Source organism: Caenispirillum bisanense, from assembly GCF_039523075.1.
Lineage (GTDB): Bacteria > Pseudomonadota > Alphaproteobacteria > Rhodospirillales > Rhodospirillaceae > Caenispirillum > Caenispirillum bisanense.
The window spans coordinates 1-18,651 of record NZ_BAAAEP010000042.1 but is presented as its reverse complement, the minus strand read 5'-3'; the positions used below and the strand labels follow the sequence as shown (position 1 = coordinate 18,651).

The 18,651-nt window shown below is 68.0% G+C and carries 19 protein-coding genes; 9 read left to right on the top strand and 10 right to left on the bottom strand.

Annotation, left to right across the window (positions count from 1 at the left end; translation table 11 throughout):
• Positions 1 to 25 precede the first annotated feature (25 nt).
• Entirely contained in the window at positions 26 to 3,733 is a 3,708-nt protein-coding gene (locus ABD056_RS16685; protein ID WP_343868443.1) for a vitamin B12-dependent ribonucleotide reductase, read from the bottom strand.
• A 543-nt stretch (positions 3,734 to 4,276) separates the two neighbouring features.
• Between ABD056_RS16685 and ABD056_RS16680 the strand changes: the two genes are divergently transcribed.
• From ABD056_RS16680 to ABD056_RS16665, 4 genes are read left to right on the top strand one after another with little or no spacing between them, the layout of a single operon-like run.
• Positions 4,277 to 4,630, top strand: coding sequence for an NADH:ubiquinone oxidoreductase subunit NDUFA12 (locus ABD056_RS16680; RefSeq protein ID WP_343868442.1), 354 nt, complete (start codon positions 4,277 to 4,279; stop codon positions 4,628 to 4,630).
• 37 nt (positions 4,631 to 4,667) lie between these two features.
• Positions 4,668 to 5,303 carry an MlaD family protein gene (locus ABD056_RS16675; RefSeq protein ID WP_343868439.1) on the top strand — a complete coding sequence of 212 codons (636 nt, stop codon included), beginning with the start codon at positions 4,668 to 4,670 and terminating at the stop codon, positions 5,301 to 5,303.
• 29 nt (positions 5,304 to 5,332) lie between these two features.
• Positions 5,333 to 5,815, top strand: a complete 483-nt coding sequence (locus tag ABD056_RS16670; protein WP_343868438.1) for an MlaD family protein — start codon at positions 5,333 to 5,335, stop codon at positions 5,813 to 5,815.
• 23 nt (positions 5,816 to 5,838) lie between these two features.
• The gene (locus ABD056_RS16665) at positions 5,839 to 6,288 is read left to right on the top strand and encodes a DUF2155 domain-containing protein (protein ID WP_343868436.1); all 450 of its coding nucleotides are present in this window, start codon (positions 5,839 to 5,841) and stop codon (positions 6,286 to 6,288) included.
• Here the strand turns inward: ABD056_RS16665 and aat are convergent.
• The 4 genes from aat to aroQ all read right to left on the bottom strand — a co-directional run bounded on the left by aat (position 6,231) and on the right by aroQ (position 9,238).
• Positions 6,231 to 6,890: a leucyl/phenylalanyl-tRNA--protein transferase gene (gene aat / locus ABD056_RS16660; RefSeq protein WP_343868435.1), complete on the bottom strand. Its 660-nt coding sequence runs from the start codon at positions 6,888 to 6,890 to the stop codon at positions 6,231 to 6,233. The genes ABD056_RS16665 and aat overlap by 58 nt on opposite strands.
• 63 nt (positions 6,891 to 6,953) lie before the next feature.
• Positions 6,954 to 8,297, bottom strand: a complete 1,344-nt coding sequence (accC, locus tag ABD056_RS16655; protein ID WP_343868433.1) for an acetyl-CoA carboxylase biotin carboxylase subunit — start codon at positions 8,295 to 8,297, stop codon at positions 6,954 to 6,956.
• A gap of 20 nt (positions 8,298 to 8,317) precedes the next feature.
• Positions 8,318 to 8,782, bottom strand: a complete 465-nt coding sequence (gene accB / locus ABD056_RS16650; protein WP_343868430.1) for an acetyl-CoA carboxylase biotin carboxyl carrier protein — start codon at positions 8,780 to 8,782, stop codon at positions 8,318 to 8,320.
• Positions 8,783 to 9,238 carry a type II 3-dehydroquinate dehydratase gene (gene aroQ / locus ABD056_RS16645; protein WP_343868429.1) on the bottom strand — a complete coding sequence of 152 codons (456 nt, stop codon included), beginning with the start codon at positions 9,236 to 9,238 and terminating at the stop codon, positions 8,783 to 8,785.
• Positions 9,239 to 9,533: 295 nt separating this feature from the next.
• Here aroQ and thiS point away from each other — a divergent pair, with 295 nt between their 5' ends.
• Entirely contained in the window at positions 9,534 to 10,535 is a 1,002-nt protein-coding gene (thiS, locus tag ABD056_RS16640; protein WP_343868427.1) for a sulfur carrier protein ThiS, read from the top strand.
• A 93-nt stretch (positions 10,536 to 10,628) separates the two neighbouring features.
• Positions 10,629 to 11,744: an App1 family protein phosphatidate phosphatase gene (locus tag ABD056_RS16635; RefSeq protein ID WP_343868425.1), complete on the top strand. Its 1,116-nt coding sequence runs from the start codon at positions 10,629 to 10,631 to the stop codon at positions 11,742 to 11,744.
• Here ABD056_RS16635 and ABD056_RS16630 read toward each other — a convergent pair.
• The 3 genes from ABD056_RS16630 to ABD056_RS16620 all read right to left on the bottom strand — a co-directional run bounded on the left by ABD056_RS16630 (position 11,739) and on the right by ABD056_RS16620 (position 14,710).
• Positions 11,739 to 12,575, bottom strand: a complete 837-nt coding sequence (locus tag ABD056_RS16630) for a hypothetical protein (RefSeq protein WP_343868423.1) — start codon at positions 12,573 to 12,575, stop codon at positions 11,739 to 11,741. The genes ABD056_RS16635 and ABD056_RS16630 overlap by 6 nt on opposite strands.
• Before the next feature lie 136 nt (positions 12,576 to 12,711).
• Entirely contained in the window at positions 12,712 to 13,929 is a 1,218-nt protein-coding gene (locus ABD056_RS16625; RefSeq protein ID WP_343868421.1) for an NADP-dependent isocitrate dehydrogenase, read from the bottom strand.
• Positions 13,930 to 14,107: 178 nt separating this feature from the next.
• Positions 14,108 to 14,710 carry an LOG family protein gene (locus ABD056_RS16620; RefSeq protein ID WP_343868419.1) on the bottom strand — a complete coding sequence of 201 codons (603 nt, stop codon included), beginning with the start codon at positions 14,708 to 14,710 and terminating at the stop codon, positions 14,108 to 14,110.
• A gap of 277 nt (positions 14,711 to 14,987) precedes the next feature.
• Here ABD056_RS16620 and ABD056_RS16615 point away from each other — a divergent pair, with 277 nt between their 5' ends.
• Both ABD056_RS16615 and ABD056_RS16610 read left to right on the top strand, forming a co-directional pair.
• Positions 14,988 to 15,437, top strand: a complete 450-nt coding sequence (locus ABD056_RS16615) for a c-type cytochrome (RefSeq protein ID WP_343868416.1) — start codon at positions 14,988 to 14,990, stop codon at positions 15,435 to 15,437.
• Positions 15,438 to 15,575: 138 nt separating this feature from the next.
• Positions 15,576 to 16,352: a membrane-associated sensor domain-containing protein gene (locus ABD056_RS16610; protein ID WP_343868414.1), complete on the top strand. Its 777-nt coding sequence runs from the start codon at positions 15,576 to 15,578 to the stop codon at positions 16,350 to 16,352.
• Positions 16,353 to 16,378: 26 nt separating this feature from the next.
• Here ABD056_RS16610 and ABD056_RS16605 read toward each other — a convergent pair whose 3' ends face one another.
• Both ABD056_RS16605 and ABD056_RS16600 read right to left on the bottom strand, forming a co-directional pair.
• Positions 16,379 to 16,804 carry a DoxX family protein gene (locus tag ABD056_RS16605; protein WP_343868412.1) on the bottom strand — a complete coding sequence of 142 codons (426 nt, stop codon included), beginning with the start codon at positions 16,802 to 16,804 and terminating at the stop codon, positions 16,379 to 16,381.
• A gap of 132 nt (positions 16,805 to 16,936) precedes the next feature.
• Complete coding sequence (locus tag ABD056_RS16600) at positions 16,937 to 17,758, bottom strand: cytochrome b/b6 domain-containing protein (protein WP_343868410.1); 822 nt, start codon at positions 17,756 to 17,758, stop codon at positions 16,937 to 16,939.
• Positions 17,759 to 17,947: 189 nt separating this feature from the next.
• Here ABD056_RS16600 and ABD056_RS16595 point away from each other — a divergent pair.
• The coding region (locus tag ABD056_RS16595; protein ID WP_343868408.1) for a hypothetical protein at positions 17,948 to 18,651 on the top strand (704 nt) is incomplete at its 3' end.

Sequence of the window (18,651 nt, the reverse complement as noted above, 5' to 3'; positions counted from 1 at the left end):
CCCGTCAGGCGGGGGGTGATCGCCCTCACGAACACCCGGTCGTGGCGCCGCAGCTGTCGCACTTCAGGCAGGTGCCGTTGCGGACCAGGGTGAAGTTGCCGCATTCCGGGCAGCTGTCGCCCTCGTACCCCTTCATGCGGGCCTGGGCGATCTGGCGGTCGCGGCCGGCGGCGATGCTGCCCGCCACCGCCGAGGCCGAGGCGCCGGCGGTCGAGATGCTCGCCGTCGCGCCCGCCGTCACCGTGTGGCCGTGGCCGTCGGTGCCGGTGGCGCGGGCGGTGACCGTCAGGTTGTCGCCGCGCTCGCCGCCCTTGCTCAGCACATAGAGGTTGGAGCGCACGTAGCCCTTGGAAATGCCGCGCTGGTAGGCGACGTCGCCCCACTCGTCGATGTCGCCCTCGTTGTGGCCGCCGCCCATGACGTCGTGGCCGATGTTGGCGGGGTCGACGTGGGCCAGTTCATTGCGGCCGAGGTAGCTGATCGCCAGCTCGCGGAACAGGTAGTCGATGATGGAAGTCGCCATCTTGATGGCGGCATTGCCCTCCACCATGCCCGAGGGCTCGAAGCGGGTGAAGGTGAAGGCCTCGACGTATTCCTCCAGCGGCACGCCGTACTGCAGGCCGATGGAGACGGCGATGGCGAAGTTGTTCATCAGCGAGCGGAAGGCGGCCCCTTCCTTGTGCATGTCGATGAAGATCTCGCCGAGCTTGCCGTCTTCATATTCGCCGGTGCGCAGGTAGACCTTGTGGCCGCCCACCACCGCCTTCTGGGTGTAGCCCTTGCGGCGGTCCGGCATGCGGCGGCGCTGGGCGGTGTAGCGCTCGATGATCTTCTCGGCCACCATCTCGGCCCGCTGCACCGGGTTCGGCGCCGCCGCAACCTTCTCGGCGAAGGTGACCGGCACGGCCTCGGCGGCCTCGTCGTCCTCCTCCTCCGGCAGGTCGTCAAGCAGGGCCGACGACAGCGGCTGCGACAGCTTGGAGCCGTCGCGGTACAGCGCATTGGCCTTCAGACCCAGCTGCCACGACAGCATGTAGGCCTTCTTGCAGTCCTCCACCGTGGCGGAGTTCGGCATGTTGATGGTCTTGGAGATGGCGCCGGTGATGAAGGGCTGCGCCGCCGCCATCATGCGGATGTGGCTTTCCGCCGACAGGTAGCGCTTGCCGATGCGGCCGCAGGGGTTGGCGCAGTCGAACACCGGCAGGTGCTCGGCCTTCAGGCCCGGGGCGCCTTCCACCGTCATGGCGCCGCAGACGAAGGTGTTGGCGGCCTCCACCTGATCGCGGCTGAAGCCCAGCGCCTTCAGCATGTCGAAGGCGTAGTCGTCCAGCTGCGCGTCGGTGAAGCCCAGCACCTCGCGGCAGAAGTCTTCGCCGAGCGTCCACTTGTTGAACACGAACTTGATGTCGAAGGCGCTGGCGAGGTTCTGTTCCAGCTTGCCCAGCTGCTCCGGCCCGAAGCCCTTGGCGCGCAGCGAGTCGTGGTTGATGTGCGGGGCGCCGGCCAGGGTGCCGTGGCCGACCGCATAGTCGATGATGCCCTGAACCGCCGCCTCGTCGTAACCGAGGGTGCGCAGCGCCGTCGGCACCAGCCGGTTGATGATCTTGAAGTAGCCGCCGCCGGCCAGTTTCTTGAACTTCACCAGGGCGAAGTCGGGCTCGATGCCGGTGGTGTCGCAGTCCATCACCAGGCCGATGGTGCCGGTCGGCGCGATCACCGAAACCTGGGCGTTGCGGAAGCCGTGCGCGCTGCCCAGCTCCAGAGCGCGATCCCAGGCGGCGGCGGCGGCGGCAACCAGATCGGCCTGCGGGCAGTGGGCGCCGTTCAGGGCCACCGGCTTCACCGACAGGCCCTCGTAGCCGTGGTGCTCGCCATGGGCAGCGCGGCGGTGGTTGCGGATGACCCGCAGCATGCCCTCGCGGTTGTCGGCATAGCCGGGGAAGGCGCCCAGTTCCTCCGCCATCTCGGCGGAGGTGGCATAGGACACGCCGGTCATCAGGGCGGAGATGGCGCCGCAGATGGCGCGGCCGGCGTCGCTGTCGTAGGGGATGCCGTTGGCCATCAGCAGGCCGCCGATGTTGGCGTAGCCGAGGCCGAGGGTGCGGAAGCGGTAGGACAGTTCGGCGATGCGGTCCGACGGGAACTGCGCCATCAGCACCGACACTTCCAGCACCACCGTCCACAGGCGGCAGGCGTGCTCGAAGGCGGCGACGTCGAAGCTGCCGTCATCGTTTCGGAAGGTCAGCAGGTTGAGGCTGGCCAGGTTGCACGCCGTGTCGTCGAGGAACATGTACTCCGAACACGGGTTGGAGCCGTTGATGGGGCCGGACGCCGGGCAGGTGTGCCACTCGTTGATGGTGGTGTCGAACTGCAGGCCGGGATCGGCGCAGGACCATGCCGCCTCGGCGATCTTCTCCCACAGCTCCTTGGCCTTCAGGGTCTTGGTGACCTTGCCGGTGGTGCGGGCGGTGAGCTGCCAGTCCTCGTCGCGGGTGACCGCCTCAAGGAAGTCGTTGGTGATGCGGACCGAGTTGTTGGAGTTCTGGCCCGAAACGGTCAGGTAGGCTTCCGAGTCCCAGTCGGTGTCGTAGCTCTCGAACTCGATGGCGGTGTAGCCCTGGCGGGCGAACTGCATCACGCGCTGGATGTAGTTTTCCGGCACCAGCGCCTTGCGGGCGGCGATGATGGCCTTCTTCAGCGCCTTGTTGAGCTTGGGGTCGAAGCGGTCTTCGCCGTCGGCGGCGCCGTCCCATTCGGTGGTCGCCTTCAGCACCGCGTTCAGGTGCAGGCCGCAGGTCTTGGAGCCGGTGACCAGCGCCGCCACCTTGCGTTCCTCGCGCGCCTTCCAGTCGATGAAGGCCTCGATGTCGGGGTGGTCGACGTTGACGATGACCATCTTGGCGGCGCGGCGGGTGGTGCCGCCCGACTTGATGGCCCCGGCGGCGCGGTCGCCGATCTTCAGGAAGCTCATCAGGCCGGAAGACTTGCCGCCGCCGGCCAGCCGCTCGCCCTCGCCGCGCAGGTGGGAGAAGTTGGTGCCGGTGCCGGAGCCGTACTTGAACAGGCGCGCCTCGCGCACCCACAGGTCCATGATGCCGCCTTCGTTCACCAGATCGTCCTCGATGGACTGGATGAAGCAGGCGTGCGGCTGCGGGTGTTCATAGGCGGAGCGCGACTTCACCAGCTTGCCGGTCTTGAAGTCGACATAGGAATGGCCCTGGGCCGGACCGTCGATGCCATAGGCCCAGTGCAGGCCGGTGTTGAACCACTGCGGGCTGTTGGGGGCGCCCATCTGGGTGCACAGCATGAAGCGCATTTCGTCGAAGAAGGCGCGCGCGTCGCCCTCCGAGTCGAAATAGCCGCCCTTCCAGCCCCAGTAGGTCCAGGTGCCGGCCAGACGGTCGAACACCTGGCGGGCGGTGGTCTCGCCGCCGTTGCGCTCGTCTTCCGGCAGCTTGGCGAGGGCCTTGGCGTCGGCCTCCCGGCGCCACAGCCATTCCGGCACGTCGTCTTCCTTCACCGGCTTCAGCACGGCGGGAACGCCGGCCTTGCGGAAGTACTTCTGGGCCAGCACGTCGCTGGCGACCTGCGACCAGTCGGCGGGAACCTCGATACCGTCGGCCTTGAACACCACCGATCCATCCGGGTTGCGGATCTCGCTGGTGGTGCGCCGGAACGCGATGTCCGCATAGGGCGACTGCCCTTCCTGTGTGAACAGGCGACGGATCTGCATGTCGATGCTCCCCTATATGTAGCGTGCTGGCAGCGCGTCTGCGGCCCATGCCGGCGTCCGGAAGCCCCGTTCCGGGTGCCGAGGTGCAGCGCGAGGGAGCCAGACCGGCCCCCGGGCGACGGGCACCGAGACTAGGCGAAGGTCATAGCCACGGCAACATGATTTTGTGTCTCATTTGGCCAAGGTCATACCACATCTCGTATGCCATGTGGACAGATCGGGGGACGAGGCTGCGCAATGGCGGCCAACGCAAGGCCCTGCGCCGAGTCCCGGCCCGCCGCGGGCGGCGGCGGTTGTTATCCACAGCTGTGGACATCGGCGCAGAGCGGATTGGACCACAAGATGTAGTGGCTGATAGTGACGCCGGTCACAGCCGGCCATGCATGCTGGACGCAGGGCGACATCTGCGCCATAGTGCGGCCTCGGTTTTCGCCCCGGCCTCGCCGCGCGGGCGTAGCCGCACCAGATAGACAAGGGGGCCGCCGCCGCACCCGGCATCGGCCCCGGCGACGTCCGCATCGTTTGCTCCGGAGCGACCGAGACATGATTACCGGGACCCTGTTCCTCACCTGGCTGAAGGGTGAGTTTGTCGGCAAGGACCAGTACGGCAACCGCTACTTCCAGGAGCGCCGTCAGCCGAAGTCCGGCCGCCGCCGGCGCTGGGTTCTCTACAACGGCAAGATCGAGGCCTCCAAGGTGCCGCCCGAGTGGCACGCCTGGCTGCACTACACGGTCGACGAGCCGATCAAGATCGACCAGAAGAAGCCGTGGATGAAGGAACACCTGCCCAACCTGTCGGGCACGGTGAACGCCTACGTGCCCAAGGGCGACGACCGCCGCGGCGGCCAGCGCGCCAAGGGCACCGGCGACTACGAGGCCTGGACGCCCGGCTCCTGAGGGAGCCGGCTGCGCCCGGAAGCGGCGCCTGATCATCATGTTCAGCCGGTCCAAGGAAACGCTGTTCGGTCTCGTGACGGTCGCCGTCGTCGGGGCGCTGCTCGCCTATAATTTCGTGCAGCGTCACGAACGGCGGGCGGAGAACGGCGGCGGCATCACCCTGATCGCCCAGTTCAACCGCACCGACGGCCTGCGCGAAGGCGCCGCCGTGCGCATGGCGGGGGTGCCGGTGGGCGTGGTGGCCGACATGCGCCTCACCGACCGCTACAAGGCGGAAGTGCTGCTGGGCGTGCGCCGCGACCTGGAACTGCCCGACGACAGCGCCGCCATCATCGAAACCGACGGCCTGTTCGGCAACAAGTACATCGAGCTGCAGCCCGGCGGCAGCGACGACATGCTGGGCGACGGCGACCGCATCGCCTACACCCAGGATGCCGTCATTCTGGAAGAACTGCTGACCGCCGTGGTGGCCCGCGCCAAGGCCGCCCGCGCCGCCGCCGAGGCCGGCGGCCATGGCGGCGGCGGCGGGACCCCCGCCGGCGACATCATGACCCCGGCCGCTCCGGCGGCCGAGGGCGAGAACGGCGACGCAGACGCGGATGCCGGCGGCGGGGGTCCGGCCGGCACGGCGGCCCCGCCGGGCGCCAGCCCGTTCCCGTCGCTGACCGACTGAGCCCGCAGGACAGGGAGACGAGGCACCCCATGGGACGCAATCCGATCGAGACCATCCTGGGCGCGGTGGTGCTGGTGGTGGCCGGCCTGTTCCTGGCCTTCGCCTATTCCATGGCCGACATCCGCCCGGTGCAGGGCTACCCGCTGAAGGCGGTGTTCACCAAGACCGGCGACCTGCAGGTGGGATCGGACGTGCGCGTGTCCGGCATCAAGGTCGGCTCGGTGGTGGAGCAGCGGCTTGACCGCGACACCTTCAACGCCCTGGTGGTGATGACCATCGTCCCCGACGTGCGGCTGCCCGCCGACAGCACCGCCACCATCGTCTCCGACGGCCTGCTGGGCGGCAAGTATGTGCGCCTGCAGCCGGGGTCTGCCACGGAAATGCTCGATTCCGGCGGCACCATCACCAGGACCGAGGATTTCCAGTCCATGGAAGACCTGGTGGGCGAGATCATCTTCCTCGCCACCCAGTCGCCCTCGGCCCAGGGGGCGGCTCAGCCGCCGCAGCAGTAACCGCGCCTTACCGGACAGGGGTCATGAAGGTCTTGCCGTCGCCGTCCTCGCCGTCGCCGTCGTTCCGCCGCCGCCGCGTCACCGCAGCCGGTGCCCTGGCGGCCGCCGTCGCCTGCCTGGCCCTGGCGGCCCCGGCCGCGGCGGAAGACCTGGATGGCGACAAGGCGGTGCTGCAGTGGCTGGACAAGGTGACGGCGCGCGTCACCACCGTGACGGCGCCGGTCGGCCAGAAGACCCGCATCGGCAACCTGGAAATCCTGGTGCGCGCCTGCCGCTACCGGCCGCCGGAGGAAACGCCCGAGTCGGCGGCCTTCCTCGACATCGTGGAACTGGAGCCCGGCGGCCCGGCCAAGGAGGTGTTCCGTGGCTGGATGTTCGCCTCCAGCCCTGCCCTCTCGGCCATGGAACACCCGGTCTACGACGTCTGGGTGCTCGACTGCCTGAGCAGCGACGACACCAGCCCCACCGGATAATCGCCGTCAAATCGCGCCTGCCGCCGCAGCGCCTCCGACAGCAGGCTGTGGTACTGCAGGCGGGGGATCTCCATGGCGCCGAAGCGCTGCAGGTGGTCGGTGATGAACTGGGTGTCGAGCAGCACGAAACCGCCGCCGATCAGCCGCGCCACCAGATGGCAGAGCGCCACCTTGCTGGCGTCGGTCTCGCGCGAGAACATGCTTTCCCCGAAGAACGCCGCCCCTAGCTGCAGGCCGTAGAGCCCACCCACCAGGGCGCCGTTGCGCCAGCACTCGACGCTGTGGGCATAGCCCATGTCGTGCAGCTGGCAGAACAGCTTCAGGATGGTGTCGTTGATCCAGGTGTCGCTGCGGCCGGGGCCGGGGGCGGCGCAGCCTTCCATGACGGCGCGGAAGGCGGTGTCCACCTTCACCTCGAACACGCCGCGCTTCACCGTCTTCAGCAGCGACTTGGGGGCGTGGAAACCGTCCAGCGGGATGATGCCGCGGTCGTCGGGATCAACCCAGTACAGCGTCCGCCCGCCGCGCGACCGCGCCATGGGGAACACGCCGCTGGCATAGGCGCGCAGAAGCAGGTCTGGGGTGACCGGAAGCTCTGTCAACCGCCGCTGCCCCCTTTCAGCCGGATGGCGGGGCCCCGCGGCCCCGCCTGATGCTACCCGCGATCACAGCTCGCCGGCGACAAACTTTTCCAGCCAGCGGATGTCGTAGGCGCCGTTCTGGAAGTCCGGCACGTCCATCAGCCGCTGGTGCAGCGGGATGGTGGTCTTCACGCCGTCGACGACGTACTCGCCCAGCGCCCGCTTCAGCCGCATCAGGCATTCGGTGCGGCTGGAGCCGTAGACCACCAGCTTGGCGATCATGCTGTCGTAGTGCGGCGGGATCGACAGGCCGGCATAGAGGCCGGAGTCCACCCGCACGCCCAGGCCGCCGGGCGCGTGGTAGCCCACCACCTTGCCGGGGTTGGGGGTGAAGGTTTCCGGGTCTTCGGCGTTGATGCGGCACTCGATGGCATGGCCGGAGATGACCACGTCGTCCTGGGTGTAGCCCAGCGGCGCGCCGGCGGCGATGCGGATCTGCTCGCGCACCAGGTCGATGCCGGTGATGCTCTCGGTGACCGGGTGTTCCACCTGCAGGCGGGTGTTCATCTCGATGAAGAAGAACTCGCCGTTCTCGTACAGGAACTCGATGGTGCCGGCATTGCGGTAGCCAAGGGTCTTCATGGCGTCGACGGCGACCTTGCCGATGGCGGCCCGCTGGTCGGCGTTGAGGGCCGGCGACGGCGCCTCTTCCAGCACCTTCTGGTGCTTGCGCTGCAGCGAGCAGTCGCGCTCGCCCAGGTGCACCACGTTGCCGTAATGGTCGCCGAGCACCTGGATCTCGATGTGGCGCGGCTGGCCCAGGTACTTTTCCATGTAGACTTCGGGGTTGCCGAAGGCCGCCTGCGCCTCGGTGCGGGCGGTGGACCAGGCCTCCAGCAGTTCCGAGGCGTCGCGCGCCACCTTCATGCCGCGACCGCCGCCGCCGGCCGAGGCCTTGATGAGCACCGGGTAGCCGATCTGCTCGGCGATCTCCTTGGCGTCTTCGGCGGTGTCGACGGCGCCGGGGCTGCCGGGCACCACCGGCAGGCCGCTTTCGATGGCGGCCTTCTTGGCGGTGACCTTGTCGCCCATCAGGCGGATGTGTTCCGGCGACGGGCCGATCCAGGCGAAGCCGTGGTCCTGCACCATCTCGGCGAAGTCGGCGTTTTCCGACAGGAAGCCGTAGCCGGGGTGGATGGCATCCGCCCCGGTGATGGTCGCCGCCGACAGGATGGCGGCACGGTTGAGGTAGCTTTCGCGGGCCGGGGCGGGGCCGATGCAGACGCTTTCATCCGCCAGGCGCACGTGCATGGCATTGGCGTCGGCGGTGGAATGCACCGCCACCGTCTTGATGCCCATCTCGCGGCAGGCGCGGTGGATGCGCAGGGCGATCTCGCCGCGGTTGGCGATAAGGACCTTGTCGAACATGCTTATCCCCGTCTGGGCACTCACTCGATCACGCACAGCGGCTCGCCGAATTCGACGGCCTGGGCGTTGCCGACCAGAATGCGGGTGACCGTGCCGGCCTTCGGCGCGCGCACCGGGTTGAAGGTCTTCATGGCTTCGATGAGGAACAGGGTCTGGCCCACGCTCACCTTGGCGCCTTCGGTCACGAATTCCGGCGAGCCCGGCTCGGCGGCGGTGTAGAGCACGCCGACCATCGGGCTGGTGACGGCCCCGGGGTGCTTGGACACGTCTTCCACCGCCACGGCGGCGGCGGGGGCGGCGGCGACCGGCGCCGCGGCCGGGGCGGCCATGGCCGGACCGGCGGCATAGACCGCCTGCGGCGCGGCGCGGCCGACGCGGATACGGACGTTTTCCGTCTCGTATTCGATTTCGGTCAGGCCGGTCTCGTCCAGCAGGGTCGCCAGGTCGCGGACCGCGGCGCTGTCGATCAAGGGCTTGCTGCTCATCTAGCTCTTCTCTTTCTGGCTTCGAATGAGGCGGGCGACGGCGTCCAGCGCCAGCACATAGCCGTGGGACCCGAACCCGCAGATCATGCCGTGGGCGGCCTTGGACACATAGGAATGGTGCCGGAAGGGCTCGCGCTTGTGGATGTTCGAAAGGTGGACCTCCACCACCGGCCGGTCGACCGCCAGCAGGGCGTCGAGCAGGGCGACGGAGGTATGGGTATAGGCGGCGGCATTGACGATGAGGCCGGCGGCGGCGGTGCGCGCCTCCTGCACCCAGGTCACCAGTTCCCCCTCGTGGTTGGTCTGGCGGAAATCGACGCCAAGGCCGAGGCCGGTGGCGTGTTCTTCGCACAGGTGGCGGATGTCGGCCAGCGTCTCGCGGCCATAGACCTCCGGCTGCCGGGTGCCCAGCAGGTTGAGGTTGGGTCCGTTCAGGATGAAGACGGTGGGGGACACGCGCGCGTTTGCCGTCGCCAGTTGCCGCAATGAAAGTAAAGCCTAGTCCTATAGCAGGCGGCCCGTGCTGGCAACGCCTGGATTGGCGGCAGGGTGCCCTGTCATGCGCCATACGCATGGCAATCGCACGAGAACCGCCGGAAAACGCACCCATGGCGCCCCATACCGCCCGCCGCGCCCGCGACATTATGTTGCGCGAGCCGAGGCCGGGCGGCGTTCTCGCGGTTGCGGGATGCGCGCCGTCGCCCCATACTCTCGCCACGTTCCGTCCCCTCTGTTCAGAGACCACTGCCCGATGCAGGTGACCATCAACGGCGAAGCCCGCCCGCTGTCCACCCCCACCACCGTCGAGGGACTGCTGACCAGCCTCGGCATCGACCCGCGCAAGGTGGCGGTGGAACGCAATCTGGAGATCGTGCCCAAGTCGGCCTTCGGCGCCACCCCGGTGGCCGACGGCGACCGGCTGGAGATCGTCCACTTCATCGGCGGCGGCCTGCCCGACGGCGACCGGGTGCCGGCGCAGGGCGCCGACGACACCTTCGTGGTCGCCGACCGCACCTTCCGCTCCCGCCTGCTGGTCGGCACCGGCAAGTACAAGGACTTCGAGGAAACCCGCCTCGCCATCGAGGCCAGCGGCGCCGAGATCGTCACCGTCGCCGTGCGGCGGGTGAACGTGTCGGACCCGAGCCAGCCCATGCTGGTGGATTACGTCGACCCCAAGGTCTACACCTACCTGCCCAACACCGCCGGCTGCTACACCGCCCAGGACGCCGTGCGCACCCTGCGCCTCGCCCGCGAGGCCGGCGGCTGGGATCTGGTGAAGCTGGAGGTGCTGGGCGACCAGAAGACCCTCTACCCCAACATCACCGAGACGCTGGCCGCCGCCGAAGCCCTCATCAAGGACGGCTTCAAGGTGATGGTCTACACCAACGACGACCCCATCGTCGCCAAGCGGCTGGAAGACATGGGCTGCGTCGCCGTCATGCCGCTGGGCTCGCTCATCGGCTCCGGCCTCGGCATCATGAACCCGGTGAACATCCGCCTCATCAAGGAAAGCCTCTCCGTGCCGGTGCTGGTGGATGCCGGCGTCGGCACCGCCTCCGACGCCGCCGTGGCCATGGAACTGGGGTGTGACGGCGTGCTCATGAACACCGCCATCGCCGCCGCCAGGGACCCGATCAGGATGGCGCGGGCCATGAAGCTGGCGGTGGAGGCCGGGCGCCTGTCCTACCAGGCGGGCCGCATGCCGAAGAAGATGTATGCCGACCCGTCGAGCCCGCTGGCCGGCCTGATCTGACCGGCCGGGCGCCGCCGCCCGAAACGATTGCCGCCGAAAGCCCGTTTCCCCTGGAGACGGGCTTTCTTTCTGGCAGGACGGAGCGGAGCGGACATGCGGTTCGGCAGGGCGGTTTCCCTTCCCGGCAAGGCGGCGCGGCGGTTGCTGCGGGTGGCCGGGCGGCCGGTGCGGCGGGCGCAGGGGCGCGGCGGCGTGGTGGTGCAGCCCTATCGCGGCTACGGCTCGGCCACCGAGGTGTTCCTCATCGGCCGCGTCTTCCACCAGAGCCCGACGCCGCGCGGCGGCCTGATGACGCTGGGCCGCCTGCTGCACGACGTCGGCCGGCGGGTGGCGCGACGGGCGGTGGCCGATGCGCCGGTGGTCGCCCGCTTCGCCGGCTGCACCCGGCGGGTGCGCACCGACCCCGACGGCTATTTCCGCCTCCACCTGACCCTGCCGGCGCCGCTGCCCGAGCCCGGCGGCTGGCACAGCGTCGCCCTGACCCTGGAGGCGCCGGAACGGGTGGAGGCGACGGCGGCCGTCTACATCCCGCCGGCTGACTGCCGCCAGGTGGTCATCAGCGACATCGACGACACCGTCATGGTCACCGGCGTCGCCAACGTGGCGGCCATGCTGTGGCGGCTGTTCGTGCAGGGGGCCGGGCGGCGCACCGCCTTCCCCGGCGTCTCCGCCTTCTACCGCGCCCTGCACGACGGCACCGGCGGGCGGGAGGGCAACCCCATGCTCTACGTCAGCCGGGCGCCGTGGGGCATCTACGACGTGCTGGACGAGTTCTTCCGCCGCAACGCCATTCCGGTCGGGCCGATCCTGTTCCTGCGCGAATGGGGCCTGCGGTGGACCAGCCCGCTGCCGCGCAAGGCGGAGGACCACAAGGAAAGCCTCATCGACCACATGCTGGAGATCTACCGCGACCTGCCGGTGGTGCTGATCGGCGACAGCGGCCAGCACGACCCCGAGGTCTACCGCCGCATCGTCGCCCGCCATGGCGACCGGGTGCGGGCGGTGTACATCCGCAACGTCTCCGGCACCTCCGCCCGCGCCGAGGAGGTTCGGGCCATGGCGGCGGAAGCGGCCCGCCACGGCGCCGTCCTGGTGCTGGCCGACGACACCGTGGCCATGGCCGAGCACGCCGCCGGCCTCGGCCTCATGGACCCCGCCCGCATCGCCGCCGTGCGCGGCGAGAAGGCGGCGGAGGAAGTTAGTTTATAGCTGAGAAAGCCCCCACTTAGCGCACTCGTTCCCCCAGCTCGTGTAGTCTGAAAGATAAAGCTCAAGATTGTCAAAGTGCACTATATCCACTAGGAGGCTTTTATAGGCATACTTTTCGGATACGTAGTTAAATATGTACGGGATATGACTCTTCTCTTCTATAATCATTTCTCCATACGAATCTATATAAGCCTCATAGAGGCCGCCTTGAACAACAACAAGCCCATGAGATATCCCGCAGAAGTATGATTTCTTACTCTCCTTCGTCCACAGGTCTTGGTTATTTTGCCCTTGCTGATGCTTCTGCAACTCGCTAGCCGCCTTAAAGCAGGACACAAAAGCGTTGAACGTTTGATGATTGCGCGATGGGTCATTTGCCTTCTTCTTATCATTAAATTCTGACTCTTGACCCGATAAATAAGCTTGGCATGCTGATCGCCCGGTTCTCTTAAATCTTTTGAGATGATGGTTATCTAGGAGCTCACGAAACCAGATCTCTTGGATATGAAGCCTCGCCAAAGTGGCATGTATCACGGACTCTGGAGGAGACCCACTTGAGTCATCCGTCAACACAACCCAAGGCTTGCTTGCTGACTTCTTTATCTCCACAGATAGTGCAATATTAAGATTAAATACTTTCTTATCATTTTCTTGAACGAAGTTTTTTAGAATAAACGCATCGATCTCACGCCCCTTATTCTCGTCGGCATCGAGATAATAAGGATGATCCAGCGTGAACCACTCCTGATTGCGAAACAACCTGTTGCAACGCAACTCAAGAGGATACCCTGTTTTTTCTAGCTCAACCCTTATCCTCTCAATCCCAGTCATGCACTGGTTGCTCAAGATACCCCCCTTCTAGTCCTCCGAGCATTTTCGCTTAGGCGTCCTGCCTAGCGCAACGAAAAACCCGCCGGAGCGACTGCTCCGGCGGGTTCGTCCGCGCGATCCGGCGAGAGGATGGGACTTAGAGGCCCATCTTCTTGCGCAGGTTCTCGTCCAGCTTTTCCAGGAACTGGGTGGTGGTCATCCACGGCTGGTCCGGGCCGATCAGGATGGCCAGGTCCTTGGTCATGTAGCCGGCTTCCACCGACTCGATGCACACCTGTTCCAGCTTCTCGGCGAAGTCGACCACCTCGGGGGTGTTGTCGAACTTGCCGCGGAACTTCAGGCCACGGGTCCAGGCGAAGATCGACGCGATCGGGTTGGTCGACGTCTCCTTGCCCTGCTGGTGCAGGCGGTAGTGACGGGTGACGGTGCCGTGGGCGGCTTCGGCCTCGATGGTCTTGCCGTCCGGCGACATCAGCACCGAGGTCATCAGGCCGAGCGAACCGAAGCCCTGGGCCACGGTGTCGGACTGCACGTCGCCGTCGTAGTTCTTGCAGGCCCACACGAAACCGCCGGACCACTTCATGGCGCAGGCGACCATGTCGTCGATCAGACGGTGTTCGTAGGTGATGCCCTTGGCCTTGAACTGATCGGCGAACTCGGTGTCGAAGACCTCCTGGAACAGATCCTTGAAGCGGCCGTCATAGGCCTTCAGGATGGTGTTCTTGGTGGACAGGTACACCGGCCAGCCGCGATCCAGGCCGTAGTTGAAGCAGGCGCGGGCGAAGCCCTTGATGGACTCATCAAGGTTGTACATGCCCATGGCGACGCCGGCGCCGGGGAACTTGAACACCTCGAACTCGACCGGCTCGCCGCCGTCTTCCGGGGTGTACTTCATGGTCAGGGTGCCCTTGCCCGGCACCTTGAAGTCGGTGGCGCGGTACTGGTCACCGAAGGCATGACGGCCGATGACGATCGGCTGGGTCCAGCCCGGCACGTAGCGCGGCACGTTCTGGCAGATGATCGGCTCGCGGAAGACGGTGCCGTCGAGGATGTTGCGGATGGTGCCGTTCGGCGACTTCCACATCTTCTTCAGCTTGAATTCCTCGACGCGCTGCTCGTCGGGGGTGATGGTGGCGCACTTCACGCCGACGCCGTACTGCTTGATGGCGTTGGCGGCATCGACCGTCACCTGGTCATCCGTGGCGTCACGGTGTTCGACCGACAGATCGTAGTATTTCAGGTCGACGTCGAGGTACGGCAGGATCAGCTTGTCCTTGATGAAGGACCAGATGATCCGGGTCATCTCGTCGCCGTCCAGCTCGACAATCGGATTCTTGACCTTGATCTTGCTCATGTTGACGGTTCTCCCGATGGGTGACGAACTCGGGTGTCCGATGGGGTGCGCCCCATGTCTATGGTTTGACCACTACCGGATGCGTGCGCCGCGGACGCGCGAACCATAGACGCCGCGGCGGCTTTGGGCAAGACCCGCCCGTTCGGGCGGTATGGGTGGGGCGGCGGAAAGGGCTGATTCACAGGCGTTCATCGGCGTCGGCGGCCACCGTGCCGACCCCGGCGCGGGCCAGTTCGGCGCGGATGGTGGGGAGAATCCGCTCCACCGTGTCGACCACCGTGAACAGCTGGCGGTGGCCCTCGCGGGCGAAGCGGCGGGCGATCATGTGGTCGACCAGGGCCAGGAACGGCTCCCAATAGCCGTCGATGTTGGCCAGGATCACCGGCTTGTTGTGGATGCCGAGCTGCCGCCAGGTGAGGATCTCGAAGGTCTCGTCCATGGTGCCGAAGCCGCCCGGAAACACCACGAAAGCGTCGGAGCGCTGGAACATGGCGTGCTTGCGGACGTGCATGTTCTCCACCACGTGCAGCTCCGTCGCGCCCTGATAGGCCGCCTCCAGCCGGGTCAGGTGCTCGGGGATGAAGCCGACGACGCGGCCGCCGGCGCCCATCACCGCTTCCGCCGCCACGCCCATCAGCCCCACGTGCCCGCCGCCGTAGACCAGCTGAACCCCGTCGGCCGCCATGGTCCGGCCGAGCGCCGCGGCGGCGTCGGCATAGGTCGGGGCGTCGCCGACGGAAGCGCCGCAGAAAAGGCAGAGGGAGGAAAGCGTGCTGGTCATGGGCGGTATCCTTGTCCTGAACCTGGACCCCGCGCCTTGGCAAGACGCCGCCGCGCGGGGACGAAAAGGGGCCGGTCGGCAAGCGACGGCGGCCCCTTTGCCTGTGTATATGGTCGCGGCGGCGCCGCCGCCAGGGGGCATGGCTCCCCCGTGTGACTCAGTCACCGACGGGGATCACGCAATTGTGGCTTGATGCCGGGGAGTGGATCAGATAGTTGCCTTGGCATCGTTTGATGCGAACTCATAAACCAAATAAACGGATCAAGAGGAGATTCAAATGACGTCGCGTCTTGTCGCCGCGCTGGCGGTTGCCGCCGCCGTTGTTACCGTTCCGGTCGCCGCCTCCGCCAATGAAGCGGCGGTGAAGTACCGGGAAAACAACATGAAGACCATCGGTGCCTACATGCAGAACACCGTCGCGGTGCTGAAGGGCGACGTGCCCTACGCCGAGCAGCTGGAAGCCAACGCCCTTGGCCTCGCCGCCGCTGCCAAGCTGTCGCCGGCCGCCTTCAAGACCGACACCTCGGGCTCCAACGTCAAGACCACCGCCAAGCCGGACATCTGGCAGAACTGGGACAAGTTCGAAGGCGGCCTCGGCATGATGTCCGAGCGCGCCGATGCCCTGGTGGCCGCCGTGCAGGGTGGCGACAAGGCCGCCATCGGCCAGGCCGTGCAGGCGGTGGGCGAAACCTGCAAGACCTGCCACGACAACTTCCGCACGAAGTAAGCCGGAAGGGTCACGCCGCGAAAAGGGTCGGTTCCTGTGGAGCCGGCCCTTTTTGTATCCGGTGGTGCGTAAAAGGCAGTGCCGGGCCAACCGCCGCCGTGCTATCACACGAACGGATTGTGGACATCGGAGCCGCCCATGCCCGTTCGCACCGTTGCGGTGCCGCTGCTGTCGCTTGCGCGCGGCACCCTCGTGCCGGCCGCGGCCTCGGCCCTGCTGGCGGGCATGCTGCTGTTCGGCTACCTGCCCTTCCACATCGCGGCGGAGCTGTTCTGCGTCTGCGTCGGGCTGTCGCTGTTCTTCGTCAGCGCCGCGCTGTCGCGGCTGTCGCCCACGCCGGTGCTGTCCTATGTCGGGGCCGGCTATTTCTGGGTGGCGCTGCTCGACCTCATGCACATGCTGCTGTACCAGGGCATGAACCTGCACCCGCTGGGCGGCGCCAATGCCTCGACGCAGTTCTGGCTGGCCGGCCGGGTGGTGGAGGCGCTGGTGCTGGTCACCCTGCCGCTGCTGCTGGACCGCCGCGCCGCCGGCCAATGGGCCTTCGGAATCTACGGCGCCCTGGCGATCGCCTCCTACGGGCTGATCGTCGAGGGGCGGTTCCCCACCGCCTATGTGGACGGCGCCGGACTGACGCCGTTCAAGATCGGCACCGAGTACGCGGTGATCGTGCTGCTGGCCGGGGGGCTGGTGCTGCTGCGCCGCATCCGCCACCGGCTGGACGACGAGGTGGTGCGGCCGCTGGTGGCCTCCATCCTCTGCACCATGGCGGCGGAGCTGATGTTCACGCTCTACGTCGACGTCTTCGGCATCGTCAACGCCGCCGGGCACATCCTCAAGTTCTGGTCCTACTGGTTCATCCTGCAGGCCCTGCTGCGACGCGGCCGGGAAGCGGCGGACACCTTCCCCGCCTGATCCCGGCCGCCGCCGCCGCCAGCCCGTCAGGTCCGCGCCGCCCCCAGGTCGAGCAGCCGCACCGGCGTCCGCACCGCATGGGCGCCATCCCCCAGCAGCGCCTGCACCAGCAGGGTCATGGTCCAGAAGGCGGGAAACTCCCAGCCGCCGCCCTCAGCGCTGAACACCCAGCCGTTGCCGGCATGGACCCACAGCGCACCCAGCAGCACCGGCACCAGCAGCAGCGCCGCCAGCCGCGTCCACAGGCCGAGGATGAGGGCAATGCCGCCCGCCACCTCGGCAAAGATCACCAGATAGGCCGCCGCTGCCGGCAGGCCGAGGCTGCCGAAGTACTGGGCGGTGCCGGCGGGGGTGAAGACGACCACCTTCAGCAGCCCATGGGCCAGGATGGTGACGCCGAGGGTGAGCCGCAGCAGCAGGGCGGCATAGGGGGCAAGGCGGGTATCGGTCATGGCACGGATCTCCGGGTCATCGGGGTGGGGTGGGCGGCAGGGCGCCGCCCGTCATGCCTCCGACTATGCCGCTCGGGATTGCGGTGAACAATCCGGCGATCCGGAAATGGATTGTGTCTTGCCTGGAAACGCCTACAGCTGCGTCACCACCGCCCATACCACCGTCACCGCCACCGCCAGCGCCGCCACGGCGACCAGCGGCGAGGCAAAGCGCACCTGCCGGCCGTCGGTGCCGACGGCGGTGGTGCCGGCGGCGGCGGGCAGGGTCTTGCGGCCGGTGACCATGGCGCGGATCAGGTTGTCGCGCTTGACCGCCAGATAGAACAGCGCCGCCGCCACATGCAGAGCGATGAGCGCCAGCAGCGACGGGAACAGGATGTTCTTGTGCCAGCCGGTCAGGGAGTCGCTGGTTTCCTTGCTGACCAGCCGCACCAGCGGGCCGTCGGTGAAGATGTCGTCGTTGGAGAACAGGCCGGTGGTCGCCTGCGCCGCCAGCACCGCCAGCAGCACCAGGATCATCCAGCCGCCGGCCGGGTTGTGGCCGAGCACCGCCGGCGCCGCCGCCTTCTCGCCGCCGCCGAGGGCACCGCGCAGGTAGGCGATCACCGCCGCCGGACCGCGCACGAAGCCGGCAAAGCGCGAGGTGGACGACCCCACCAGGCCATAGAGCAGGCGCCAGATCACCAGCGTCAGCACCGCATAGCCCATCAGCATGTGCTGCGCCATCTGCCCGGTCGGCACCGTCCAGCCGAGGATGGAGGCGCCCGCCAGCGGCCCGAGCGGCAGGGTGCCGGAGGTGCCGGTCCACCACAGGCCGGCGATCAGCAGCACCAGCACCCAGTGGAACAGCCGCGTCGGCAGGTCCCACACGCGCACGCTGACCGGCCCGCCGGCAGCGGCGGTGCCCGGCCCGGAGCCGGCGGCGGAAGCGGATGAGGCGGAGGGGCGGGTCATGGTCGTGGTCCTTCGTTCGGCTGCGGTCGTGACGGCTGCGGACATCCTCCTCCCGGAGAGCCCTGGCGGAACCGGTTGAACCCGGCGGCCGGTTGGTGTTGGGTACAGGCTCGGCGGAGCCCGACCTTAGGCCACCGCCGCCGCAGCCGTCCATTCACCCCTTCGTGACCAAAGGGTTTATCCGTTCCCATGGTGGAGATGGTCCTGTCCCTCGCCCTGCCCTTCCTGGTGGCCGTTGCCGTCGCCGGGGTGCTGCGCCTGTCGGCGGCCTCCGGCGGGGCGGCCGGGCGGCTGGGCGGCGCCGGTCTGGTGGCCGGGTTCCTCGGCTGGTGGCTGTGGGCGCGCGGCCTGTCGCCGGCGGTGGGCGAGGTGCTGCATCTGGCGCCGCACGTCATGCTCGGCGGCCTGCTGCTGGGGGCGGTGGCCGACGGCTGGCTGGACCGCCGGCCGCCGGCCTGGGCGGTGGCGGCGCTGTTCGCCGTCGTCTGCCTGTGGGCGCTGGCCGGCCGACCGGTGGCGGCTGCCGAACTGGGGGCGCAGGGGCTGACGGTTACCGCCGGGCCGGCGGCGCTGTGGCTGCTGGTGACCCTGGCCCTGAGCCGGCGCATCGAGGCGGCGGTGGCGGCGGCGCCCCTGCTGCTGCTGGCGGTGGCCTGCCTCGGGCTGGCCGCCCCCCCCGCCGCCCTGGGCCAGGGGGCGGTGGCCGGGGCGGCACTGGCGCTGGCGGCGGCGACGCTCGGCCTGCTGGTGTGGGGGCCGGCGGTGACGGCGGCGCCGGGCTGGATCGTCACCCTCGGCGGCGGCGGAACGTTCGTCACCCTGGCGGCGGCCCTGCTGGCGGCGACGCCGGCGGCGGCGGCCATGCCGGCCTCCGCAGGTTGCAGCCGCCGCGG